This is a genomic window from Halalkalibacter lacteus (assembly GCF_036663595.1).
GTDB classification, from domain to species: domain Bacteria; phylum Bacillota; class Bacilli; order Bacillales; family Bacillaceae_D; genus Halalkalibacter; species Halalkalibacter lacteus.
Genome location: NZ_JAWRVL010000047.1, coordinates 1 through 18426, shown reverse-complemented (window position 1 = coordinate 18426; position 18426 = coordinate 1). Strand labels below are relative to the sequence as shown.

Genomic DNA, 18426 nt, shown 5'->3' with positions numbered 1-18426 from the left:
ATAGCGCCATTCATCTCCCACCTAAAATTCTATCGAATTTTTGAGGAAGGAGACTTCTGGCTATAGTTCGTTAAAGAAAATCGCCAATGAGCTAACAGCAGCAATAAAACGTAACATCTCTATTGATTGGCATGTAAGGACGAGCGCCCAAGCGGGAATGAGACGAATTATTAAACGCCTACTAAAGAAATACGATTATCCACCAAAACAAGTGAAGAATGCTCTTGATGTAGTTATGAGACAAGCTGAACTGATGTGCGGAAACGTTAAGGTAGAAGATATGCAAGCTAAACGAGAGACAGAAAACAAATGAGACAACTGTCTCCTCCTTATTAATCTCCCACCCCATTTCTTTTTGATAAAAGCGATACGCAAGTGAAAAATTTAGGAATAATTTATAAACCTATTATCCCAAACTTGACTAAGAGTCTAAGAAAAAGATGAAGAAAAATGGTATAATTTGGGAAATATTGTTGAATAAAAGGGAGCAATATATTGGAAACGAAAATTATCTCTAAAAAAGAAGCACTAGATATTATTAATGAAGATGAAACCCATTTCTTAGATTTGAAAAGTAAGGATATTAATGGTAAGAAACTTCAAAGAATTGTAACTGCCTTTGCAAATGCGGACGGTGGAGAAGTATATGTAGGTATTCTTGATGAAAAAGAAAAAGTCATTCGACCATTTGACCGGTGGGTTGGTTTTAAAAATCAAGAAGAAGCTAATCAGCTTATTCAAACCATTACCTTAGATATTGAACCTTCTCCTCAGATGGATATTGATTTCTATAAAGTAGAAGAAAGTGAACAAGGACTTGTTTTAAAAATTAGTGTATTTAAAAGTGCTGAAATTCATTATACTTCAGAGAAAAAGGCATTTGTAAGGAAAGGTGCTCAAAGTCTTCCTATTACTGGTAGAGAAATTACTAATTTACAATTATCCAAGGGATTAATATCATACGAAGACCAATTGATATCTGGCTATGTTGTAGATGAATTACTAGAGTCAGAGGAATTAGAGAGATTTTTAAAATTTTATTCACCCAGAATGGATACGTTCGACTATTTGAAGAAGCAGAGGCTGGTACGAAGGGATAAAAATAACTATTATCCTTCTATTGCAGCAGTGCTTTTATATTCAGATAATCCATCAGCAATTTTGTCAAAGAAATCTGCAGTAAAAGTAACTCGTTATGATACTACTGATATTGAACCTAAGAGGGAACACTTAAAGGAACAATTTACTGTGGAAGGTTGTTTAATGACCCAAATAAAAGACACTTTAAAATATGTCAAAGAAATAATCGAGTCCGTAAATATATTCGAAAATGGAAAGTTGGAAAAGGCGAAATATCCGATTGAGGCAATACAAGAAATTGTAGTCAATGCCGTAATACATAGAGATTACAATATTTCAGATGACATTCACGTAATAATATTTAATAACAGAATTGAAGTTAAAAATCCAGGTCGTTTACCAGGATATATTACAACTCGAAATATCTTAGAAGATCGTTTTGCGAGAAATCCAACAGTTGTTCGCTTATTAAATAAGTATCCAGATCCTCCTAATAAGGATATAGGTGAGGGGTTAAACACCGCATTCCAAAAAATGCAGGAAATGAGGTTAAAACCTCCAAGAATTGAGATTGATAATAACAATGTTATTGTTACTCTACCCCACGAGACACTCGCTTCACCAGAGGAAACAGTAATTGAATATTTAAAAGAAAATGATGAGATTAATAACAGAACTGCAAGGAAATTATGTGGAATATCTTCAGAGAATACTATGAAAAATGTGTTCGTAAAACTGAGAGACCATAAGATAATAGAGAAGGTTCCTGGAAAAAAGGGTTCTGCAACTGCTTGGAGATTAAAGGATAAAGAAGATTAACTTAACATCAAATTTAAGCGAATGTTCTCTTACCAGACCGGTAATATAATCTCTAAATCCAAGATTGTAGTAAATTTGGGAGCGGTTTGATAATCCGTTCCTTTTCAGATGAAATCTGCTTTAGATTATTGTAGGTTGCAACTTTCTATTTATAGGTAACTCATTTTAAAATATCTTTTGCCGTTTTAAGGACTTGAGAGGGTGGGGAATAATATTAGATAAGATTAATGCATTACCAGAAAAAGTGGCTTTTTCTATGATTGGAGCAAGATATGACTTATTCTCCTGAAGCAATAGCACAGCTTGAACATTCAAAAGAGTTTGCGCGTTTACATCAAAAGTTTCATCAATTTAACCCTTTAAAAGTGTTACGTGTCGATCAGTTTGAAATTCGACATTCAAACGTACTAGCATGGTTATTAGATCCAAATGAAAATCATCAACTAGGGAGTTTTTTTGTGAAAAAACTATTGTCACGTTTAGTGACACGCACTGAAAATGAAGATAAATTAGAAGGTTTTGATTTTCTTTCCTATCTTTATGCTTCTTTTTCAGATGCTGAAGTGAATCGTGAAGTAAAAACAGAAACTAATCGTTACATAGACTTGTTGGTAGTCGTACCTTCACAAAGGCTTGTCTTTGTTATTGAAAACAAATTTCATGCGGGTGAATCTCATGGACAACTTGAAGATTACCTTACTTATGCACGCAGTTACTTTGGAGAATATACCATTATTCCGATTTTCCTAACCCTTACAAGTGATTCACCGTCGTATCCAGATTATTGGATAGTGGATTACCACGATGTTTTAGAAATCATCACCTTACATTTAGAATTACATCGGGACGCTATTTCTGACAATGTCTACGAATTTTTAATGTATTATACGGCCATTTTACAGGAAGAACTTGTTCAGGATGAAGAGGCGATTCAGCTTGCTCTTGATGTTTATCAAGTCAATCAAGCTGCCATTGATGTATTATATCTTAGTCAACACCACGTATACCGCAAACAACCACGTTATCACCAGCTGTTTCAACAGGTGGATGGATTCACAAATAGTCATCAAGAAGCATTAAAAAGAATATATGAAAAAAAGAAACAGACTATTGACTATATTTTTAAAATGGGCAGTAATGTTCTTCGAGAGGCATTTTTATCCTTTGTTCAAATAGAGAAAATACCACAGGAGTCCTACAAAGCACATGTTCAAGCACCAAGCTTTATTTTACCTGAGTGGGTTGACTTTGTAGAAACAATTGGAGAACCTGAACAGGGGTATTGGCTTGGACATGGTTTGATTATTTGGTTTGAACGAACTTGGGATGAACGGTTAAAGGTTAATATAGAAGTAGGGCCCATACCTTTTGAAGAAAGACTAAAGCTTTTAACGGCGCTTGAATTCCAAGGTATATCTTTTCGAACATCAGCAAAATTAGAAGGTAAGAAATATACAAAAATTCATACGCAAACAACCGAGGTTTTAGATTGGGCGAATAAACAAGAGATCCTTGAGGGAATGGAACGTTTATACCATGATCCAGACATAAATTCTACGTTTAAAAAGATTGCATTAGCTGTGGAAACCATGGAGAAAGAGGCGGATGAACAGATTGAAAGTGTAGGTTCCGATGCCTACAGTGTTGCAGGCAAGATTTCAAGAGGAGCATTTTTGAAATTTGTTGAAAGTCATGGAATACTCGAAGACCATTATCGAATTCAGGCTCGTAACGCTGCATTTCTTATTCCGACGTTTCGGGAATTAGAAAGTACATATGGGGTTGCACGTGAAAAATGGTGGTGGCATAATAGTACGTTCACTTTTTGGTTTGAACGGCTGAAGGATGACCGACTAAAGCTGATACTGGAGCTTGGTCCATTGCAGCCTGAGTATCGCTTAGCAATTACTGAAAGGCTTGAAACATTAGGTATATCATTTTCAAAACAATCAAAGCAACCAACTGCTAGATATACTCGTATATTTTCAAAGTCAAAAGTCGTAACTAATTGGGATGAAGAAGAAGTAATATATGAAGAGATGGAAAGATTGTTTAGTGATCCCAAAAATCAAGATATCTTAAATAAGATTGAGACTTTAAAAAATCCTATGCAATCGGAAAACCATTGAGATTGAATGTTTCTTTGCTAATGATAAACTGTACCGCGTCAACTCGATAGTAATATTCAAAATGGCCAGAAATCCCTACAGATTTCTGGCCACTTTTTAAACGTTTAGGGTACCACCGTTGATCCTTAGCCACTCTTTTCGGTGTTCATAGTCGGGCAGCAGCATTCGTAATGTCTCCCAATATTCTTTCGAATGATTCATATGTTTTAAGTGGACCAGTTCATGAGCTAATACATAGTCAATAATCGAGGTAGGTGCTAAAAAAATTCGCCTATTCAATAAGGCCTAATCACAGGGTTGCTGCAGTAGTCCGTCAGATCATTTACATAAAATGCCTATCCTGCTCTGGATCTACCTTGTCTGCTCCCTATATTTAGTACTAAAACGTTCATTTGTGGGATCAACTAACCTATTCGGTAACAGGAAAACAACCATTTCATCGGTGTTAAGACTTATGTGACGGATTAGAGCAGTAACCCTGTGATCAAGCCCAATAAAAAGAATTGGCCTACTTTTCATATTAGTAATATATTGTTTCAAGTAGTCTAATAAACTACTTAAATATGAATCGTAGTTTGACATAGCTCTACCCTCCCTTACAATTTGATAATAATTCCATTTTATCATTGGTGCGGCTTTTGTACTACAGATTCTGGAAGGAAAATGTTAGTAGGTGTCGAATAACAATTAAATTGGAGGTTATATTATGAGCAGAGGTTTAGAATTCCCAACTTTATTGATTAATCATTTAATCGACAAAGGCGCTAAAGAAGAAATTAGTTTGGTTGAAGAAAAATCCTTAAACAGAACGCTTTTTACTTATTTAGGTGAAAAGTACGATATACCTGATTTATTTGACTTTGCAAAAAAGCCAGAAACTGAAGAATATCTTGAAGAATGGTTTAATACTTACAACGGCACTGATTACAGAAGAAAATTCAATGTCGAAAGCAACGGATTGAATTTACTTATTGCAGCCTTAATATTTGCATAAACATTAAAACCACCAGTTTCGATTTGCTGGTGGTCTATTTATTGTCATATAGGTTTCTAATTTAATTATCAAAAACAAATTCAGCTGTAACTTTAGAATAAAGTTTTATTAGAATATGGCTCGAAACGTTGAAAAATCGTTCATTGATTAAGTTTTCTTTATAAAAAACCAAATATCTTCTGGAGCATGGCAGCATCCTTCGTCATTTGATAAAAAGATATCCTACGTAACGTATGAGTGCCAATAGTATCATTAATACGCGCAGCATCATTAATGATCTTCCACGCTTGTACCCGACTAATTGGCTTCTGTCCTTTTCTCGATAGAAACAAGTAATCAGAATCAGCCATGTTGCGGATATACTTCTAATTTCACTCTTCAAGGTGGGTGTCATCTTGATTCGTTTGACTTTCACAGCGTACCTACTTCTACTCAATTCGTTAAATTAAATAGAACACTATTAAACAAAACGTTAAATTCATTTTTTGATATACTTCAAAATAAATAGAAAAACCCTTGATATCAAGGGTTTTTCCGTTTTTTTTACTATTATATGAATGTAACAAAATATCTATTTTGTTAGATTCATTATTCAGCTTTCTGAAATCACTAGTTGAAGAAATGATCTCTTATTCTTTAATCCTTGAAGGAATAAAACAGGCTTAAGCCTGTCAATCGTTACTAAATGGTATTTCTATATTGGGTGTATTTGCACAAAACCCCGAAAAGGTGGATTAGGGGTAGCGTCACATACCCATCAAGCTAAGTTAAAACAATACCGCCAAACAGAAAGAAAAGGATACCTATTGGTATATCGTTGAAGAGATGAAGCAAGACGGTCAATTACCATCATAAACATGGGCGTTCTTTCAATGTGTGTAGCTAAATTCTTCAACCAACATTCATTTTTTTAAAGGCATTATTAATATTAGAGGAATTAAATAATGCTTCATGAGGATGTATATTTAGGTTTAAATGCTGTTGGAAAGCCTTATGTTCAACCATGAAAGCATAAATAGCTTTATCAATTGTAAACATTAAAATATTATGATTAATAATTTCCATAGGATGGATATCTATACAACTTACTTCAGTTGCTCCCTTTGCTAGAAGTTTAGTAAGACGATGGTTTCCATCAATTACAACATACATATAATCTTCCATAGGAAGTGTCGTAAGAAAAATTGGGTTATTTATATCATGTGTAGTGGTACCAGATTCTTTACTCCACTTAATTTGTTCAGAAAATTGATTAGCCTTTATTTTTTTTTGCTTGATATTACTATTTTTCACATAGTCTTTAGCGCCTTCTATAATAAAGTTAAATTTAAATGTAACTCTTCCGAAGTGTACATTTTGTCTATAGACTTCAAAATCTGGAAATCCTGTTTTCTTTAAATTATTTATTTGAATAGCAGTATCTTTTTCAGCATTTTTAAACACTTTAATCCAACCATCTATCCATTGATCAAAATACTTAAAATTTAACCGATAATGTTTATAAAAGTAATTACGTAGTTCGTCAATGTCTAAACTATATTCTTTTAAATTAGTATAATCAAACGCCACCTGAATTCCTCCTTGTTAATAAATGGTTATTCAAGATTTCATTTATAATTTTATCACTAATTATAAATACATTGATAAATTTTTTAAAATTATAGATTAGTTGCAATGCGGCTAGGTTAGATTCAGTTGGATGAATATTTGCAACGAGAAGGTGTGTCCTCTTACAAACAAAAATTAATTCGCTTAGAGTCGCCCTCAGCAACATCTTATTTTAGTTGTTTTTCGTTGTTTGCCTAAAGGGGTACAGTCAGGAAACAGCAGCAACCCTGTGATTAGGCCTTAAACGGCTGGTCAGTTCCATCAACTAAATTAATCGTTGGGTCGAAATGGTTTTTCATGAACTTCGACAAGTGTTTAAAGACGTAAAAGGAAAAGGGGACATCTATAAAAAATACTATTTTTCTAAAAATGAGGAAAAATTATAAATCGTTACATCTCGTTATCTTGCGTTAAATATTGAGTCATATACTTTAGTACCTCATTCTTCATTAGGTGTGGAAACAAATTCATCTCCTCTCGGTAACCACGACAGATAACCAAGTACTTACACTTCTCGCTTACTAAACCCTGATGGTACACGCTGATCCCTGACTTACTCATTTCTTTCTTAATATCCCGTATATCCATTCCGACCTTATTTAACGTCTTTTCCATTAACGCAAAATACGGTTCATGGAACTTAAACCCGGCGCTCTCTATTCGCTCCATATCCCGAACTAAAACCTTACGAACCATTGGCACATAAATAAAGCGCATAACTAGCTCAAGGTCTTCGCTTGATAACATTCAGATCACCTTCCGTCTAATTTTCTACATTATATACGAATATATGTTCGTTTATCAAGTGAGTGACATCCTAACAGTTTCCTAGTCTCTCACAATGAAAGCCGTGATATAATTGACGTTGAGGTGAGGATATGTTTATAAGTCCGATGTTATTGCATAGAGTCGAAAAACCATTCGTCGATTCGGATTACCTCGCTGAATTAAAACTCGATGGTATCCGATTGATCTATTCGAATATAGATGGATGCGTTAAGTTATATACGCGCCACAAAACAGATGTTACGAATCGTTTTCCCGAACTTCACTCGCTCCCGATTCCTCCTGGAACTATTCTCGACGGTGAGATCGTAGTTACTGACTCCAACGGCAAACCCGACTTTGAGGCGATGCAATCCCGTTTCCTGCGTACGAAGAATCTCGATGGTCAACAGCACGTTTCATATTGCGTATTTGATGTTATTTATCATAAGGGAGAAACTGTTGCGAAATTACCTCTTATTGAGCGGAAGGTTATATTACATTCACTCATACCAAAAGACACCGCGTTATTGTCCAAAGTATTATCGGTAGAAGGCAACGGCACCACGCTATTTAATTTATGCCAAGCGCAAGGCCTCGAAGGTATAGTATTGAAGCGGAAAAATTCTATATATGAAATGAATAAGCGGTCTAAATCGTGGCTTAAGGTCATTAATTACGCGTATGAGGACGTTTGGATTCATGGATTGCGTAAGGATGAATTCGGATGGTTACTCGCGTTTTCTGATGGAAATCATGCGGGAATTATGGAGTTAGGAGTGCCGACAGACACCCGCAAGAAAGTCTACGGAATGGCTGGCGAATTAAAGACGGGTGAGAACGATAAATTCATATATTTCGATAAGGAGTCGCTAAAGTGTCGCGTTAAGTATCGTAACGTAACTAAGGCCGGCTTATTGCGATTGCCTAGTTTCGTAGAGTTCGCTTAGTTGCGGGCTCTTTTTTATTTTAGCATCAGGATAAAGTAAAAGGTCTTATTAACCTATGTTTAAACAAGAGAACGTTCCTTATGTAATAACTTGATCCTAATGATCCACAACAACAACCGGGTGTACGGCTTGCAACTATGCACCGAGTGAAAGGTTTAGAATTCTCTCGAATGATTGTTGCATCTGTTAATGAAGGAATTGTACCTCCATCAAATTACCTCCTGTCTTTATATAAAGAATACATATAAGACAATATCACCAATAATTCTAGGTATTTTTGTTGAAATTTCAATAAAACTTTTAACAATATGTTTAAGAGAGTGATAGTTTGGTAATCATGAAGATAAGGAATTTAAATAAAGGGGGTAAAGTTGTGTCTAGAGAAAGTAAATTAAACTTGTCTGATTTTGTTTATAGAGATCGATTTGAACTAAATTCATACCTGACTTATTTATTAAATCAATTTTATGATAGTTTTCCGGAACAATCGGAAGATAGAATAGTAAAACAATAGAACCGTTTGAGATCTTATTCAAGACATTGATCAATGATTGGTAACACCCGTTTTGTAAGAGAGGTTATGGAAATTGGAAATCATGTGGCTCATTTTTTATGTGATCGAACCATTGAAAAGCGGCTCAATATTAAATGATCAAATACATTTATTAATAAGGGCTACAATTGTAGCAACCGTGGCCCTAGGTATGACTATAAACCTTTTTAAATTGAGTTTTCATTTGTTGAAGAGCGTCTTCATTGGTAGGGAATCGGTGAAATAAGTTGAGGGTTCTTGTCAAAAGCTCAACGGAATCATGCGCTGAATTTCTCCAGTTCCATAATACGTCTAAGGTATCTGGAGACAGTAGCATTTCCTCTTTTCTTGTCCCCGAACGTACTAGATCCATTGCAGGGAAGATTCGTCGTTCAGCAAACTTTCGGTCTAAGTGTAATTCCATATTTCCGGTCCCTTTAAACTCTTCATAAATGACATCATCCATTCTTGAGCCCGTATCAATTAAAGCTGTGGCTAAAATAGTCAGACTGCCCCCCTCCTCCATATTTCTTGCTGCCCCAAAAAAGCGCTTTGGTCCATAAAAGGACACAGGATCTAATCCTCCTGAAAGGGTTCGACCGCTTGGTGGAACACTCACATTATAAGCCCTTGCCAACCGTGTCATACTATCTACGAGAATAATGACATCTTTTTTATTTTCTACTAGGCGCATGGCGCTTTCTAATACGAGTTCCGTTATTTTAATATGATTTTTGGGAAGTTCATCGAATGTAGAACTATGCACCGTGGCTTTGACAGAGCGTTTAATATCCGTTACTTCTTCAGGACGTTCATCGATGAGAAGGATCAATAATTCTGCATCAGGGTGATTATGAGCAATCCCATTAGCTATGTCTTTTAATAGCGTTGTTTTCCCTACTTTGGGTGGGGCTGCGATAAGTCCACGCTGGCCAAATCCAATGGGCGCAAACATGTCTATGAGGCGGTTTGTTATGCTATGGTTCTTTCCTTCAAGGGTTATTTTTTTGTTTGGATGGATAGGAGTTAACGATTTAAAATGAGGCCTGAGTATCTGAGATTCTGGAGGAGCTCCATTAATTTCAGTAATTTTCATTAATCCATAATATTGTTCATTTTGTTTTGATGATCGTGCTTGTCCAGTCACGAGGTCCCCCGTTCTTAAAGCAAACTTTCCAATCTGCGAGATCGAAACATAAGTGTCTTTCCCATCTATCGAAGGATCCCCCGATCTTAAAATACCAAACTCCTTATTATTTGCTATCTCAAGAATTCCACGTACAGGAAATAAAGCTGGAGATATCACGCTCATTTACATCGCACCTTTCTTAAGTTTATCTTATTGGAGATTTAAAGTAGGAATAGAAATCAGGTAAAAAGGATGGAAACATGTTAGAAGGTTTTAATGGGTTGCTCATGGAGAATGGTAGATCACGATTTTTTAGGGTGTTTTTACTGTTCTTAGTCCAATAGGGAGGAGCTTTCAGTGAGTTTAAGAGTAGGGACAACGTAGATATTAATTAAATATTATGACATTTATTGACTAATATCAAGTGGATTTTTTCATAAATGACATCAGTTGAAGTGTTTGGTGTGTTCAGGCACTAAGTAGTTGTCTAGACGAGATAGGGGAAGTGTGCAACCGATAGGCAATATAAAAGAGAGCTCCAAGGTTTAAGAAACTCTCTTTTATGACTAAAACCAGCTCAACAGCCCGTCGCTGATTTTATTTCTCTTCATCCTATGCGGATTTCACTTTATTGTCTCTTGCATAAGTCTAAGTGTACGCAAGAGAAGGACGTTTGAGGAAGCTAACTTATTTATGAATGAACGCGGAGAGTGTGAGAAGGAAAATGAATAGAAGATGATCAGGGGACAGTAAAACTCATAATGGGTAGATCTAAATAGTAGGAAATTTGGTGGATGAAAAAGATCGAAAAGATTGAAAAAGCACGTATACTAAGGGAAAGAACATGTTGGGGGAGCCTTATGACTCGAAAAATGGACTATTTTCAACATCTCTATTGGGACGTATTGTTCTCGATCCCGTTCGTCTATGTGGCCACTTATAAAATGAAGTTGAGTTTGTGGTTGTTTCGTACCCAGTTTGCAATAAATGGAAATATAAATGAAAACGAAAGATAAGTCAGCAGACATGTTGGCTTTTTTCTATTCCTGATTAGATAGAGGATAGAAAAAAGTGATCCTGGTTGTTAAAACAACAATGGTTGTATTATAATTATTGCAACCATTGTTGTGTAAGGGGTGAGATCATGCAGATGTATAGTGTAGATGAAGCATTCGAACTGTTAAAGCAATATAAAATCACGACACACAAAGAGAGTGTTCGCCGTTGGTTGCGGCAAGGGGTTATTAAAGCAAAAGCGCCAATTTCTCGTAAAGAAGGCTGGCAGATTCCAAAAGAAGCCCTCGATGCTTTTGTTCAAGAGCGATTGCCTGATTCTATTACAACAAGTGTTGTGAAAGAAGCAAGCGCCTCTAAAACAACAAATATTGCAAAAGAAGATATAGAGCGTATTCGTGAAGAAATGTGGATCGAATTAGCTAATAAACAAATTTGGGAAGGTTTCTTGGAACTCAGGAAAACGCGTATTCGAGAATGCATAGAGCATCGCCGCTATCCAAGGGCGTTAGAGAAGGAAGTATGGAAAGCTTGTCAGGAGAACAGTAAGGCTTACAGTAAACCTCGTGTGTTCTATTTGCTTGAAGCGTTTGGTTTTGATGGTCAGCGATTGTTGCTAGACCAGAACTTTGATGATCGAGAGGAGCAAATCATTTTTTCGATCATTGAGTATGTCCGAACGAAAAAGGACAAAGTGTCGTCTTACCTTTAGGTGTATCAAGGAGATAACCACAGGTTTTTAATGAAATGTTTGTTGTATAAAGATTGGTCAACATGGTTGTATAGGATCTAAACGATGAAAGAGGCGATGACGATGTGTGGAAGGTTTACCTTAACAGCAAGTCCAGAGGCCCTTCAAGAGGAATTTGGAATCCTATTTCCTGAGATAAAAGCTAATTACAATATTGCTCCATCACAAGATGTTCTGAGTATCGTGGGGCATAAAGAGGGATTGAAGGCTGGTTTTTTAAAGTGGGGACTTGTTCCGTCCTGGGCAAAAGATAAGAAGATTGGTTATAAAATGATTAATGCTCGTGCGGAGACGATAGACGAGAAGCCGGCCTTTAGGCAGTTATTGAAGCGTAGACGCTGTTTGGTTGTAGCGGACAGTTTTTATGAATGGAAACGAGAAAAGGGCCAGAAAAGGCCTTATCGAATTACGGTTGGAGGTGGGGACCTCTTTACTTTTGCTGGTTTATGGGATCGTTGGAGAATGAATGGGGAAGAAATTGTGTCTTGTACCATTATTACGACAGAACCAAATCAAATGATGAGCGAACTTCATGATCGGATGCCCGTTCTTTTAGAAGAAGGAAACAGGGAAGCATGGGTAGATCAAAGCATTGATGATAAAGATTTATTGAAAAGCATTTTGCAACCTTATGATAGCGAAAAGATGAGTGCATATGAAGTCAGTACGTTGGTGAATAATCCAAGGAACAATGGAGAGGAGCTCATTGCGGCGTTGTTATAGAGGTGTATCTTGAAATAGCAAGGACTCTGTTTTTTATTTTTTTATAGGCTGGCTTTTTTGTTTTGGAAAAGCTTTTTATAGACGGTGGATAAGAGTGTAAGAGTAATATTGGCGGCTACACAACAGACTGATCGGAAAGCCAACTATTATCAAGACCTAAATCGTAAAAAGTCATAAAAAATAAGGAGTGAAACATATTAGTCATGTATAATATGTTTCACTCCTTTTACTTTTTGTTCAACAATCGCGCCCTTTAATGAAATATCGTACAACTATAATCACTTTAGCCCTTTCCCTAAAAAACATGGACCCAAATTTTTTTCAGCTCTGAAGTTTCAATTCTATTAATACAAAAAACTTATTTACTTATAATACGGTTCCCCGTAATGTATGTAAACACAAATTTCTATTTGACCATAAAGTATATATCAGCATTTAAATAGAAAGCATCAAGCTTAAATGGTATATAAAGAATGAGATAAAACCCTCTAAATCGTAGCCAACCGCAAACATTATTCCCAATTGGAATGTTATTCTGCTTAACCAAGTCGGTGTTTCAGTTACTTTTATAGGATAAATCGAATAAATATATGAACCGAGAGTAACACTATACATAAAACTAATGTGGGGTATTAATGACATGAAACAGATTATTCTCTGGTCACTCGTGATATTGCCTTGGGCGTCCTTGTTTTTTTTGAAAATGGATACTGTACGCAGGTACATGCCGGTCGCTCTATTTATGACCGTTATTCATACCTTAGCATATCAAGCGGATTACCATTACGGATGGTGGAAAGAGACAGGTTCCAGTCTGTTCGGGTGGGATAAAGTCGTCCCGGTTCCTTGGGTGTATGGAGCATATTTAGTTATAGTTATCTGGATATTCCGCTTTACTTTCGGGAAATTTTGGATGTATTTGACTGTCAATATACTTTTGGACGGGTTATTTATGTACATCGTTTACCCGGTATGCAACGGATGGGGCTTGTTTCGAGTGAATCGACTTTGTCTACAATAGCTATTGTTGCTATGATGGTCGGTTTTGCGTTTATCATCTATCTGTATCAACTGTGGCAGGACGAAGTGTTCAAACAGCCCAAAGCGAAACTCATAAATGACCAAGAACTGACTTAGCGTCCCCTTCATTGGAGAAAGAAAGCGAAGTAACCGAAAACATGGAGATTTCCTTACCTGTATTACATTGAATACTGTATACAAATCAAGTCAACATAAGCGATGTTATCGGTATTGAAAAAAAAGGATCTTCAAGTTGAAGATCCTTTTAAACTTTAAAAAACGTATTGGTTGGTAGTTATGACTAACTATATATATTCAGTTCTTAACGAAATGGGTAATCGTATTATCTTCGATTTTTTATATTGTCTAGTAAAGGAATTGGTCTTTGTTTCAACGAATAACACATTAAGTTTGTCTAATTATGTACATCCTTTTTATTCGTATTGTTTTAAATGAAAATAGCCGCATTTAGCGCAGCGAATAGATCCGGTTACGTTAAAATAAGAAGTAATATTTAATAAGCCAATATATACAAGATCCTATGTAATAGTTGTATATATTGGCTTATTTTCTATACGAAAAATATACTGCTATAAACGAAATTTTTTAATTGCTAAAAACACTAAAAACCTTCCTAAGACCTTCAACAATCTGGTCCTTAAAAGGAAAGAGCATGTACAAATAAGCTACTAAGTGTTATTCAAGAATATGGCCCAATACACGAAAAAGACGTGTTCCTAAATTAGCGCGCCCTTTTCTTGAATAGTCAACATAACTCCTATTAGCTGAAATTACGGAATAAGAAAAATACTTTTCTTTGTCTGCCTATTTTACATAATTCCCGATCTTAGAAGTAAAAGTATTTCCATTTCGTTTGAATTTTTTGGTAAATTTATAGAGTATTTAAAAATTTAAAGAGGAGAATTTAGATTATGACGACACCTATTTATGTAGTAGACGCTTTTACAAATCAGGCTTTTAAAGGAAATCCAGCAGCCGTCTGTGTTCTTTCTACTTCACAAGACGATATTTGGATGCAAAATATTGCTGCTGAAATGAATTTATCCGAGACTGCATTCCTTCATCCTTATAAAGATGGATACTCATTAAGGTGGTTTACACCAAATACAGAAGTAGATTTGTGTGGACATGCTACTCTGGCGAGTGCACATATTTTATGGGAACTGGGTCATATGAACTCAGAACAACCAATTAGATTTTATACTAAAAGTGGGGTACTTACAGCTAGTAAAAGTGGGGAATGGATTGAATTAGATTTCCCATCTGAACAACCTAAACAGGAAAATATATATCCCAAGGAACTTATTGAAGGATTAGGAATTCAGCCATTATATGTTGGACGAAACCGATTTGATTATTTAATTGAAATAGACTCAGAACAAATGTTAAGAGAATTAAATCCTAACTTTTCACTATTAGAACAAATTGATACTAGAGGAATCATTGTAACAAGCAAATCACCATCAAATGAATACGATTTTTTTTCAAGATGTTTCTTTCCAGCTGTAGGAGTCAACGAGGATCCTGTTACAGGATCTGCGCATTGTTGTCTAGGTCCATATTGGCAAGAGAAATTAAACAAAAACGAATTTCTTGCATATCAGGCTTCTAAAAGAGGAGGAATTCTAAAAATCAAATTACATAATGATAGAGTTTTCTTATTAGGGCAAGCCATCACAATACTGAGAAGTAAATTACTAAATTAATATTCCGACAGGCTGTATATCTTATTCATCTATAGTTAATATAATTAACCTTAACAGAAGTACCCCATCACAACCCCCTTGGGCTCCAAGGAGGTTCAACTTGTCACTATTTATTGCTATATTTATGCAGGATTTGTTAATAAATTAACGTTTACGCACGCTCAAGTGCACCTGATGGCTGTATAAAAAAGTGGGATTTTCTGTAACCTCTTATTCAACTAAAGAGCCAGATTGTGGAGTAACTTATATTACGTAGTAGACTAAATACTGTGCAATAAATGTCTTCATTTATAGGTGGTTTTGTGAAAAAATGTATTTAACAAAGAGATTACTTTAATAGTTCATTATTAATGAAAAGAAGTGATTTGATGAAAACGAGGAGTAAGTTAAAGCGGATGTCAAAGTTGTTATCAATGGCATTTGTCATCTTCCTTCAAATTTATTGGTATAAGTTTAGGAAAAAAACTGAATCTGATTGGGGAAAATTGTGGGACAATATAGGGGGAAGGTTTCGGAGTACAGTATTTGAATTAGAAGGATTACTTATAAAAATTGGACAATTACTAAGCACTCGTGCGGACTTACTTCCTGATGGATTTATCCGTCAAATTCAAGACCTTACAGACAAAGTTCCCCCTTCAGAATGGGAGGAGATTGAGGGAATTCTTAAAGAAGAATGGAAAGGTCCTTTGGAACAAACCCTACTTTCCATCGATAAAAAGGCAGTAGCTTCCGCCTCCATAGGAGAAGTTTATAAGGGGATTCTAAAAGATGGTCAACCAGTTGCAATTAAAGTACAACGGCCAAATATTCAATCAATCATAAAAACTGATTTGCGTACGTTGAGTATGATTATATGGTTTGCTCATAATTTTGTTCCAATGCCAAAAGGGTTTATAAATTTAAAGGTTTTATTTAAAGAACTCAAGGAAGTTATTGTAAGGGAACTTGATTTTTCGCAGGAAAAAAATAGCCTAGTCTATTTTCAAGAAAGGTTTAAGGATGTAGATAAAGTAAAAATTCCAGACGTGTATTCCGAATTGAGTACGCCAAAGGTATTGGTAATGGAGTGGATCGATGGAAACAAGCTGACAGATGAAGAAAAGGTAGGTCAATTAGAAGTTAACCAACGTGAATTGGCAGAGCGTCTCCTTGAAGTTTTTCTTCCCCAGTGGCTTGAACCAGGTATGTTCCATGCTGACCCCCATTCAGGAAACGTACTCGTATCAAATGAAGGACAAATTATATTACTAGATTTTGGAATGGTAGGGGAAATTTCTAAGAAGGATGCAACATATTTTCAGGCATTAATAGAAGGTTTACTATCAAAAAATTACCATAAAGCCGTGGAGAGCTTGACTCATTTAGGATTCTTGCTCCCTGAAGCAGAACCAAGAACGATGGAAAGGCTATTGGCTGAAGTATTGTCTTTTCAACCTGCGCAATGGAAAGAAATGGATCTTATCGCATTAAAATTGGAAATGAATGATATGATTCAAGCATTACCTATTCAAGTGCCAACGAGATTTGTATTCTTAGGGCGTTCTTTCCTAACGCTAGAAGGACTGCTTCGTAACTTGTCATCAGAGGATGAACTCATTAGCGTTTTAAAACCAGTTTTTATGGATTGGTTAAGTAAACAAGGGAATAACAAGTGGTCGTTTCTTTGGTTTTGGTTGCAGTCACAGCCTTTATTTAAGACGGTCCATTCCTTTACAGAATTTCTAAAACTACCTCAAACACTGGAGAATATGAAAGAAACCGAGCAGCGAAGACATTTTCAATTCTCTATATTTGAAAATCACAAAAAACAATTTTTTCAATTAATACTCCTTGGTTTTATCGGAATGGGAATAGGGATATATACTTCCCATCAACTTATTATTCAGCTTTCCGTCGGTGTATCTGTCGTATCTGGTATCGGATATCTTATTTACAGTTTTAAGTTAAAAAAATGGATGAAATACATGCATGAAAAACGAAGAGGGTAATAAATATTTTTTAGTTATCTATAAAGAATGTGAATAACTGTACTCACAAAGGCGTGCGTTAGTAAGAAAAGCGCAAGTGCAAGTGCCCGTTCAGCGACGTATGGACTGGAGCATATCGACTGAGAAAAAGAAACACGGAGAGCGATAGCGCGATCTGATGTTGACTTATCGTAGGAGATGAGCGAAGTACACTAGTCGCTGGGCGCAGGAGCTAGACATCATTTCGAAGAAATTTTATGCTTATTTTGCGAAAAATGCAAATACATTGACCTTCACCAATCTGGCTTTTTTCTTTAAAAGGATGGTTTTTAGGCTATTATTGTGGAGTAATTGTTGTTACGTAGTACAACGATACTGGCAATAGAATAACCAACTAAGAGGGACGATTTCATTCAAAGTGATCGTCCCTCTTAGTTGACTAAATACTGTGCAATAAATGTTTTCGTTTTCAGGTGGCTTAGTGAAAATAATGTACTTAAGCTAACGAAGCAGGTTTATTTAAGAAAATGTTTAGATGAGCTATTTAATTCGGGCATATAACTTTAAAGAAAAGTTTGTCTTTTTGAAAGATTGGAGATGGTCAATATAGCAACCCTTCATTTAATGGTTGGTCTGCCGTGCAGTGGTAAAACTACACTTGCTCGTGAACTTGAAAAGAAATATTCAGCACTGCGTCTTACTCCTGATGAATGGCACATCCGTTTATTCGGGCATGATTATGGGGAGAACATGACGGAATCAGATGAAGCTGAGCACGATGCTAGACATGATACAGTGGAATCTCTTATGTGGGACCTTGCAGCTAGAGTTTTAGTTCTAAACATTGATGTTATCCTCGATTTTGGATGTTGGGTTCGAAGTCAACGAGACGAGTTTCGTTCTCGAGCAAAGGACCTAGGAGCTGAATTATTTAAAAGTCATTTTGTTGATTTATCTGAAGAGTTATTGTTTGAACGTCTAAAGACTAGAAATAAACAGAATTCAGATGGGACTTTTTTAATACCTGAAGCTAAACTTAAAGAGTGGATACAAATCTTTGAGCCACCTTCTTCAGAGGAACTTGAATAATTCTATACTTATAACTAAACAAGCTAATAGAAGTTCTTTTCTTGTTGTATTAAACCAGCTAATAGTTTGTCAACATTTTTCAATAAAAAGATTAATAATCTCATGATATACTGAATTTACACATGC

The 18426-nt window shown here is 35.7% G+C and carries 16 protein-coding genes and 1 pseudogene; 12 read left to right on the top strand and 5 right to left on the bottom strand.

Annotated elements, in window-relative coordinates; genetic code table 11:
- Window positions 1-40: 40 nt before the first annotated feature.
- From SAZ04_RS20355 to SAZ04_RS20345, 3 genes are all read left to right on the top strand, one after another.
- Window positions 41-313, top strand: a complete 273-nt coding sequence (locus SAZ04_RS20355; RefSeq protein ID WP_332698933.1) for a type I restriction enzyme endonuclease domain-containing protein — start codon at window positions 41-43, stop codon at window positions 311-313.
- Between the two features lie 182 nt (window positions 314-495).
- On the top strand, window positions 496-1899 hold the full coding sequence (locus SAZ04_RS20350; protein WP_332698930.1) for an RNA/DNA-binding domain-containing protein: 1404 nt from the start codon (window positions 496-498) through the stop codon (window positions 1897-1899).
- A 272-nt stretch (window positions 1900-2171) separates the two neighbouring features.
- Complete coding sequence (locus tag SAZ04_RS20345; RefSeq protein WP_332698927.1) at window positions 2172-4028, top strand: PDDEXK-like family protein; 1857 nt, start codon at window positions 2172-2174, stop codon at window positions 4026-4028.
- A 96-nt stretch (window positions 4029-4124) separates the two neighbouring features.
- On the opposite strand, the gene SAZ04_RS20340 is transcribed toward SAZ04_RS20345, so the two are convergent.
- Window positions 4125-4307, bottom strand: a complete 183-nt coding sequence (locus tag SAZ04_RS20340) for a M48 metallopeptidase family protein (protein ID WP_332698924.1) — start codon at window positions 4305-4307, stop codon at window positions 4125-4127.
- Between the two features lie 427 nt (window positions 4308-4734).
- On the opposite strand from SAZ04_RS20340, the gene SAZ04_RS20335 reads away from it, so the two are divergent.
- Window positions 4735-5022 (top strand): hypothetical protein, encoded by a 288-nt coding sequence (locus SAZ04_RS20335; protein WP_332698921.1) that lies wholly within the window; start codon window positions 4735-4737, stop codon window positions 5020-5022.
- 158 nt (window positions 5023-5180) lie between these two features.
- Here SAZ04_RS20335 and SAZ04_RS20330 read toward each other — a convergent pair whose 3' ends face one another.
- From SAZ04_RS20330 to SAZ04_RS20320, 3 genes are all read right to left on the bottom strand, one after another.
- Window positions 5181-5372 (bottom strand): site-specific integrase, encoded by a 192-nt coding sequence (locus tag SAZ04_RS20330; RefSeq protein WP_332698917.1) that lies wholly within the window; start codon window positions 5370-5372, stop codon window positions 5181-5183.
- Between the two features lie 541 nt (window positions 5373-5913).
- Window positions 5914-6591: a ParB/Srx family N-terminal domain-containing protein gene (locus SAZ04_RS20325; RefSeq protein WP_332698914.1), complete on the bottom strand. Its 678-nt coding sequence runs from the start codon at window positions 6589-6591 to the stop codon at window positions 5914-5916.
- A gap of 429 nt (window positions 6592-7020) precedes the next feature.
- Window positions 7021-7377, bottom strand: coding sequence for a YhjD family protein (locus tag SAZ04_RS20320; RefSeq protein ID WP_332698911.1), 357 nt, complete (start codon window positions 7375-7377; stop codon window positions 7021-7023).
- A 131-nt stretch (window positions 7378-7508) separates the two neighbouring features.
- On the opposite strand from SAZ04_RS20320, the gene SAZ04_RS20315 reads away from it, so the two are divergent.
- Window positions 7509-8345: an ATP-dependent DNA ligase gene (locus SAZ04_RS20315; RefSeq protein ID WP_332698908.1), complete on the top strand. Its 837-nt coding sequence runs from the start codon at window positions 7509-7511 to the stop codon at window positions 8343-8345.
- Between the two features lie 119 nt (window positions 8346-8464).
- Window positions 8465-8593: pseudogene (locus SAZ04_RS23585) on the top strand (3'-5' exonuclease); the annotation flags it as partial.
- A 450-nt stretch (window positions 8594-9043) separates the two neighbouring features.
- Here SAZ04_RS23585 and rho read toward each other — a convergent pair.
- Complete coding sequence (rho, locus tag SAZ04_RS20310; protein ID WP_332698905.1) at window positions 9044-10189, bottom strand: transcription termination factor Rho; 1146 nt, start codon at window positions 10187-10189, stop codon at window positions 9044-9046.
- A gap of 961 nt (window positions 10190-11150) precedes the next feature.
- Here rho and SAZ04_RS20305 point away from each other — a divergent pair.
- The 6 genes from SAZ04_RS20305 (at window position 11151) to SAZ04_RS20280 (ending at window position 18300) form a co-directional block, all read left to right on the top strand.
- A complete protein-coding gene (locus SAZ04_RS20305; RefSeq protein WP_332698902.1) occupies window positions 11151-11732 on the top strand; it encodes a helix-turn-helix domain-containing protein in 582 nt (193 codons plus the stop codon).
- 84 nt (window positions 11733-11816) lie between these two features.
- Complete coding sequence (locus SAZ04_RS20300) at window positions 11817-12494, top strand: SOS response-associated peptidase (protein WP_332698899.1); 678 nt, start codon at window positions 11817-11819, stop codon at window positions 12492-12494.
- 640 nt (window positions 12495-13134) lie between these two features.
- Entirely contained in the window at window positions 13135-13515 is a 381-nt protein-coding gene (locus tag SAZ04_RS20295; protein WP_332698896.1) for a hypothetical protein, read from the top strand.
- A 931-nt stretch (window positions 13516-14446) separates the two neighbouring features.
- Window positions 14447-15241, top strand: coding sequence for a PhzF family phenazine biosynthesis protein (locus SAZ04_RS20290; RefSeq protein ID WP_332698893.1), 795 nt, complete (start codon window positions 14447-14449; stop codon window positions 15239-15241).
- A 395-nt stretch (window positions 15242-15636) separates the two neighbouring features.
- A complete protein-coding gene (locus SAZ04_RS20285) occupies window positions 15637-17232 on the top strand; it encodes an ABC1 kinase family protein (protein WP_332698890.1) in 1596 nt (531 codons plus the stop codon).
- A gap of 576 nt (window positions 17233-17808) precedes the next feature.
- Window positions 17809-18300, top strand: coding sequence for a P-loop nucleotide/nucleoside kinase family protein (locus SAZ04_RS20280; RefSeq protein ID WP_332698887.1), 492 nt, complete (start codon window positions 17809-17811; stop codon window positions 18298-18300).
- Window positions 18301-18426: the final 126 nt, after the last annotated feature.